Origin of the sequence: Zoogloea oleivorans, from assembly GCF_008107625.1 — a bacterium.
Classification (GTDB): Bacteria; Pseudomonadota; Gammaproteobacteria; order Burkholderiales; family Rhodocyclaceae; genus Zoogloea; species Zoogloea oleivorans.
Map to the genome: position 1 here is coordinate 233,816 of NZ_SDKK01000007.1, position 6,171 is coordinate 239,986.

Sequence of the window (6,171 nt, forward strand, 5' to 3'; positions counted from 1 at the left end):
CGCGCTGTTGGGCGTGTCGGTGTTGCGACAAAAGGAACAAGGCGCCGGAGCGCCCCGGCAGTCAGGACTTCATCGGGATTCGCTGCGGTACAACGCGCCTACCGTGGCCGCCTGGGCTGCCACCACTTCACGCAGTCTGGCGGGCGCCAGCACCTCCACATTGGCGCCACATCCCAGCACCCAGCGCAGCAACTGGCCGGTGTCCGGAACGGTGGCCCGGACGCGGGCGACAAAGGGGCTCCCCTCGGGCTCCTCCTCGATAAGCTGATTTTCGGACAAGGGGCAATCGCGCAGCAGTTCGGCCACGTAGCCGCGCACGCGCAGTTCAAGCGCAACCTGATGATCTCCGGCGAAATCCACCTGGCCTTTACGTACAGCGCTCTGCAAATTGAAGCTCCCTGAAACGCGGGCAGCACCGTCACCGAGCTTCGCACTGATGAAACGGTGCAGCGCGTACATGCGCACCGGCTCGGTTTCATCGTTCTTCAACGCAAAGAGATACAGCCGCGGCCCCCGCTGAAGCAGGGCCTGTGGATGCAGGGTGGGACGGGTGAGCTTGCCCTCCCGATCCCGGTAGGCGGCCTGTAGCGTTTGCGACAGTGAAAGGGCCTCGAGCGTGGCGGCGAGCACATCCTCGCGGATATCCGCCGGCAACAGGCGCTGGGTATCGCTGAGAATGCACAGCTTGTCCTCCCCCAGTCCGAACTCGTCACCCTCCTCCCGCAACTTGGCCCAGATCCGCTCGAGCCGACGTTCCGGCAGGGCATCCCGGATCAGGGCGCCCATCAGCTGGCGGGCATAGTCCCACATGCGCAGGTCGACCGCATCGGCATCGACGAGACGGCGATAACGCAACGGCTTGCCACCGGGATTGACTACCGCGATCCGGCCCTCTTTCACCAGGGCCTCCAAATCCCGCTGGATCGCCCGGCGGCTGGCCCGCAGGTCGTACTGCTCGGCCATGCTGGTCAGCAGGCGGCCTGGATCCGGGCAGTCTTCCTTCGCAAGATGCACCGGAATCAAGGTCACCAGCATCGCCAGTCGATCAATACGCTCCTTGTAGGCTGCCATCTTTTCTCTCCTCGCAAAGGCTTCCAGAGTACGACATTTCATGACGTATCCGACTGCTTAAATACGTCCATTGAAGCTGCCAGGAGAATGTAATGAGCCCCAAAAAACCCAGCCCCCTGTCCTCCCGCGAGTTGCTCGCAAAGATTGGAATCGACGAGAGCAGCCCCGAGACGCTGCTGTTCGACGATGAACCACTCGACTCGCCGCTGGACGATCTGGCCACCGCCCTGCGCGCACGTTTCGCGAGCCTCAACTGCCGCCAGGCATTTCAGGCGGGTGACGTGGTCGGCTGGAAGGTCGGACTCAAGAATCGGCGCTGGCCAACCTACGGCAAGCCGGCCATTGTCGTCGAGGTACTCGATTCACCGGTATTCGATACGGAGAAGGATTCCGGTGACGCGTATTTCCGCGAACCCCTGGATCTCGCGCTCGGCGTCTTCATCGAGGAAGGCCCCCATCGCGGTGACTTCGTAGTGTGGCATTTCGACAGCCGTCGTCTGCAAGCCTGGACTTCCGAGGAGAACTGATCATGCCCAAGCCTTCCCCGTCGCCCCGCACGCCGCGCCCATCCATGCGTTGCCCCTGGCGTGCCGACTTCAGTGTGGTACCGGCCGAGCAGCGCAGGGCCGGCCGCTATGCCCTGCAACTGCTCACCCAGCGCCCCGAACTGCTCGGTCGACTCGAAGATTCGGATTTTCTGGGTGCGTTGTGGGCCCTGTGTGTGCCGCTGATCGAGCCGCGCGTGCTGGTCACCCTCACAGCCCAGTGGCAGAAAAAGGAGGAAAGGGAAGTGGAAACCGGGGACAGTGCCGAAGACGCCTTCTGCGATGACGATCTGCCGGACTTCCTGGTTGCGCCCAGCCGTCGAAGCCTGCGCGGCGTGCCGGGCCAGCGCATGCGTGCCTACCTGGCCGACACCCTGGCCTCCATTCCGAAGACAACCCTGCAGCGCCTGGCGGCCCAGGACGGCACCACACCGACACACCCCAGCGTGGCGGTGATCGCGACCAGCGCAGGGCTCAACCCGGTCGAAACGGCGATCCTGGACTTTGCCGAGAAGCGCACCCAGACGCCGGCTTTTGGTGATTTCCTGCGCGAATCGCAGTGCTCGGGCCTGCGGAACAATTACGCCTGTCTGGCCGCCGCCCTTGACCAGCCCATCAGTGCACTCCAGCAGGCCCTGGGTCGCACCGGATCCCTGCGCAGCCTGCAACTGCTGAGCACAAGAAACCGGGCCCGCTGTGATCTGGAGGATTTTCTGACGCCGGAAGACCTCCTCAGCGACATCCTGATTATCGCTCCAGAGAATGACGCCGCGCTCTTGTCCGCTATCGTCGAACCAGCACCGGAGTCCCGCTGGACGCTGGCCGACTTTCCGCACCTCGGTCGCGACGGCGAGCGCCTGCAGCGCGTGCTGGCTCGGGCCGCCGGGCAGGGAGCGCAGGGAGTCAATGCCCTCCTCTACGGCGCGCCGGGCACCGGCAAGACGGAATTCGCTCAAGGGCTGGCCACAGCGGCCGGACTGACCGCCTACCGGGTAAAGACAGCCGACGAGGATGGCGAGGGGCTCTCGCGCCAGGGACGCCTCGGTGCCTACCTGCTTCTCCAGCGCCTGCTCCGCGGGCGCACCGACTGCCTGGTGATTTTTGACGAAGTGGAAGATGCTTTCGGCAGCGGACATCACCCCCTGCTGGCGCTGTTTGGCGGAATGGTGGGTCGCGTCGATGGCGACAAGGGCTGGATGAACCGCACCCTGGAGGACAACCCCATCCCCGCCGTATGGATCACCAATAACGCAGAGAACATGGACCCGGCCTTCCTGCGCCGTTTCCTGCTGCCGGTGGCGTTCACTACACCCCCTAAAAGCGTGCGCCGGCGAATGGCCGAATGCCACCTGGGCGACACCGTCCTGCCAGCCGATCTTCTTGACGAACTGGCCGCCGATGCGGCACTCCTGCCTGCCCAACTGGGCGCCGCCCGGCGCCTCCTCGATCTGCAGCCGGATGCCGACCCGGTGGACGCAGTCCGCGACGGAGTGGCCGCCAGTCGGCGCCTGCTTCACGGTAGTGCCTCCCCCCGCCAGCGCAAGTCGGCCACCGCATTCGATGTGGCCTATCTGAACCTCGCCGGTGGCATCGCACCGGGGAGGATCGCCACAGCGCTCGAACGCAATGGGCAGGGACGCCTGTGTTTCTATGGGCCACCGGGCACCGGCAAGACCGAGTTCGCCCATGTGCTGGCCGATGCCCTCGGCCGTGAACTGGTGGTCCGTGCAACGTCAGATCTGGTATCAAAGTACGTTGGTGAAACCGAACGCAACCTCGCCACCCTCTTCAACAACCTGGATGCTGAACGCAGCGTGCTTTTTCTCGATGAGGTGGACAGCCTGTTGCATGACCGGCGCCAGGCCAAGCACAGTTGGGAGACGACCCAGGTGAATGAACTCCTGCAGCAGATCGAGCACTTTCCGGGAATCTTCATCGCCGCCACCAACCTGATGGACGGACTCGACGCCGCTGCGCTGCGCCGCTTCGACTTCAAGCTGCACTTCCGACCGCTCGCGCCCGCCCAGCGCCTGGCCCTGTTCGCCCGCGAAGCGCTGGGCGGACAAGACATCAATGCCATTCCGCCACTGCTCGCCCGCAAACTGCAGAGCCTGGAACACTTGACCCCCGGAGACTTTGCGAATGTGGTGCGCCAGAGGAACCTGCTCGGCGAGGACCTGATGCCCGAGGAGTTTCTGCGCCGCCTGATGACGGAGTGCCGCTGGAAGGAGAAGAGTGGCGCCGTGGCGGCTTGAGAGGATAGTCCGGAAAGACAAGTCTGCTCCGGCATCAATACGCTTGCACGGCTGTTGCTGAATAATGCGAACCCGCCTTTCATCACCCACCCGAACAAGCATGGACAAGTACGAGCAATTTCAGATCGAACAAAGCACGCTTCTCAAGGCACTGGCGGAAACCGGGCCAAATGAGAACTTGATGCGCAGGATGCAGGCGCTCTACAAACACACCTGCGTCGTCGTGGCACTCGGTCCGACGACGGCGATAACACGCGCACCTGACGACGAAAGCCGGGTGTACGCCGATGAGAAAGACGTCGTGTTTTATCTGCAGGCCATCGAAAACGGTGCTCTGAGCAAGATTTTCGAAGCAAAGCCGTGGGGCGATGTCGTGCTGGAACACGAAATGCTTGAGTTCGACGGCCACGCCAGCCCTGGCGTCCGGGTGAGCTGGTCGAACAAGATCGCCTTCCTGGCGGCCGGTAAAGACGGCGCGCTCGACGAAAAGCTTGAAGGCATGGCGGGAGCGCTGGCAAAGATGTTGTCAGCCAAGTGGTATCGCTGGCAGGTACGCCTGATCTGATCGGACTCCTGCCCAAGCGGCCATTCCCCCAGGCGGGGATGGGCGGCTGTCTTGCTGCAAACGCAAACAGCAAGACAGCCATCCAGACGCGTGGAACCTGCGTTCCGCGGTCGGTGCTTTTGTCAGCGCATCAGCGGCCGATACGTCCCTTGCCGCGCGCCAGCCGGTGCAGCACCGCCACGAGGGTATCGATCTCGTCGCAGGTGTTGTAGAAGGCCAGCGACGGCCGCACGGTGGCTTCCTGTCCAAAGCGTCGCAGAATCGGCTGGGCGCAGTGGTGGCCGGAGCGCACCGCAATGCCTTCCTCGTTGAGCGCCCGACCCACCTCTTCCGGCCGGTAACCGTCGAGGACGAAGGAGCTGACGCTGGCCTTTTCCCGGGCGGTACCGATCAGCTTGAGGCCGGGCACGCTCAGGAGCGCACGCGTCGTATACACAAGCAGGTCATGCTCGTAACGGGCAATGTTCTCCATGCCGAGGCGTTCCACGTAGTCGATGGCCGCGCCCAGACCCACCGCGTCGGCGATGTTGCCGGTGCCCGCTTCAAAGCGGGTCGGCGGAGCATGGTAAATGGTCTTCTCGAAGGTCACGTCGGCAATCATGTTGCCGCCGCCCTGCCACGGAGGCATGTCTTCGAGAATCGCCCGCTTGCCATACACCGCACCAATGCCGGTCGGCGCGAACACTTTGTGGCCCGAGAAAACGAAGAAGTCCGCGTCGATCTCCTGCACATTGACCCGCATGTGCGACACCGACTGAGCCCCATCGACCACCGCCAGCGCACCGGCCTGGTGGGCCATGGCGACGATTTCCTTCACCGGCACCACGGTACCGAGGGCGTTGGAAACCTGCGTCACCGAAACGATCTTGGTGCGCTCGGTGAGCAGCTTGCGGTACTCGTCGAGCAGCACCTGACCAGTGTCATCCACCGGAATCACCTTGAGCTTGGCACCCTTGGCGGCGGCGAGCTGCTGCCAGGGCACGATGTTGGCGTGGTGTTCGAGGTTGGAGACGATGATCTCGTCGCCCTCGCCCACGTTCTGCCAGCCCCAGGTCTTGGCGATCAGGTTGATGCCTTCGGTGGCCCCGCGCACAAAGATGATCTCCTCCGTAGACGAGGCCCCGATGAAGCGCGCCACCTTGCTGCGCGCCCCCTCGTAGGCATCCGTCGCCCGGGCGGCGAGTTCATGCGCGGCCCGGTGGATGTTGGAGTTCTCGTGCTGGTAGAAGTACGCCAGCCGATCGATCACCGATTGCGGTTTGTGGGTCGTCGCCGCGTTGTCGAGCCAGATCAGTTGGCGGCCATTGACCCGCTCCTGGAGGATCGGAAAATCCCGCCGCACCGCCTGCACGTCAAAGGCCGGATGGGCCGATGCCGGGGTGGCCGGCACGCTGGCGTCCTGCGTCTGCACGCCGGCCGTGTCGAGAAAGTAGAAATGCCCCGGCGCAGTGCCCGGCTGGGGAGCCTGGGCGCTGCGGCGATCACCGCCGAGTTCGGCGAGGATCTGGTGCAGTTCCGCTTCGCCCGGCAGCCCGAAGGACTGGGGCACCACACGGTTTTCGGCAATCGGTGCAGCCCCGAGGGCTTGCGGCGCCGACTGGAAAGCCCCCGCTTCACCCAGGAAGTAAAAGGGTGTGGAGGGCGCCAGCGGCGGCGGCGAAGCCGGCGGGCTGAAGGTTGGCAGTGCGGCGGCGTAGGCCTCCGGCACGCCGAGCCCCGGCGCACCGGGCCGACC

5 protein-coding genes are annotated in these 6,171 nt (G+C 64.3%); 3 read left to right on the forward strand and 2 right to left on the reverse strand.

The genetic code is table 11. The annotated features are described in order from the left end of the window. Window positions 1-69: 69 nt before the first annotated feature. Window positions 70-1,071, reverse strand: a complete 1,002-nt coding sequence (locus ETQ85_RS09445; RefSeq protein WP_148578789.1) for a helix-turn-helix transcriptional regulator — start codon at window positions 1,069-1,071, stop codon at window positions 70-72. Window positions 1,072-1,163: 92 nt separating this feature from the next. Here ETQ85_RS09445 and ETQ85_RS09450 point away from each other — a divergent pair, with 92 nt between their 5' ends. From ETQ85_RS09450 to ETQ85_RS09460, 3 genes are all read left to right on the forward strand, one after another. Continuing rightward, window positions 1,164-1,598 carry a hypothetical protein gene (locus ETQ85_RS09450; protein ID WP_148578790.1) on the forward strand — a complete coding sequence of 145 codons (435 nt, stop codon included), beginning with the start codon at window positions 1,164-1,166 and terminating at the stop codon, window positions 1,596-1,598. A gap of 2 nt (window positions 1,599-1,600) precedes the next feature. Further along, a complete protein-coding gene (locus ETQ85_RS09455; RefSeq protein ID WP_148578791.1) occupies window positions 1,601-3,871 on the forward strand; it encodes an AAA family ATPase in 2,271 nt (756 codons plus the stop codon). A gap of 100 nt (window positions 3,872-3,971) precedes the next feature. Further along, complete coding sequence (locus ETQ85_RS09460; RefSeq protein ID WP_148578792.1) at window positions 3,972-4,436, forward strand: hypothetical protein; 465 nt, start codon at window positions 3,972-3,974, stop codon at window positions 4,434-4,436. 130 nt (window positions 4,437-4,566) lie between these two features. On the opposite strand, the gene ETQ85_RS09465 is transcribed toward ETQ85_RS09460, so the two are convergent. Next, on the reverse strand, window positions 4,567-6,171 hold a 1,605-nt coding region (locus tag ETQ85_RS09465), incomplete at its 5' end, for a family 2A encapsulin nanocompartment cargo protein cysteine desulfurase (protein ID WP_148578793.1).

Excerpts from the sequence above, each read along its gene's own strand:
- ETQ85_RS09450 (WP_148578790.1), top strand. The coding sequence starts at position 1,164 with ATGAGCCCCAAAAAACCCAGCCCCCTGTCCTCCCGCGAGTTGCTCGCA.
- ETQ85_RS09455 (WP_148578791.1), top strand. The coding sequence starts at position 1,601 with ATGCCCAAGCCTTCCCCGTCGCCCCGCACGCCGCGCCCATCCATGCGT.
- ETQ85_RS09460 (WP_148578792.1), top strand. The coding sequence starts at position 3,972 with ATGGACAAGTACGAGCAATTTCAGATCGAACAAAGCACGCTTCTCAAG.
- ETQ85_RS09445 (WP_148578789.1), bottom strand. The coding sequence starts at position 1,071 with ATGGCAGCCTACAAGGAGCGTATTGATCGACTGGCGATGCTGGTGACC.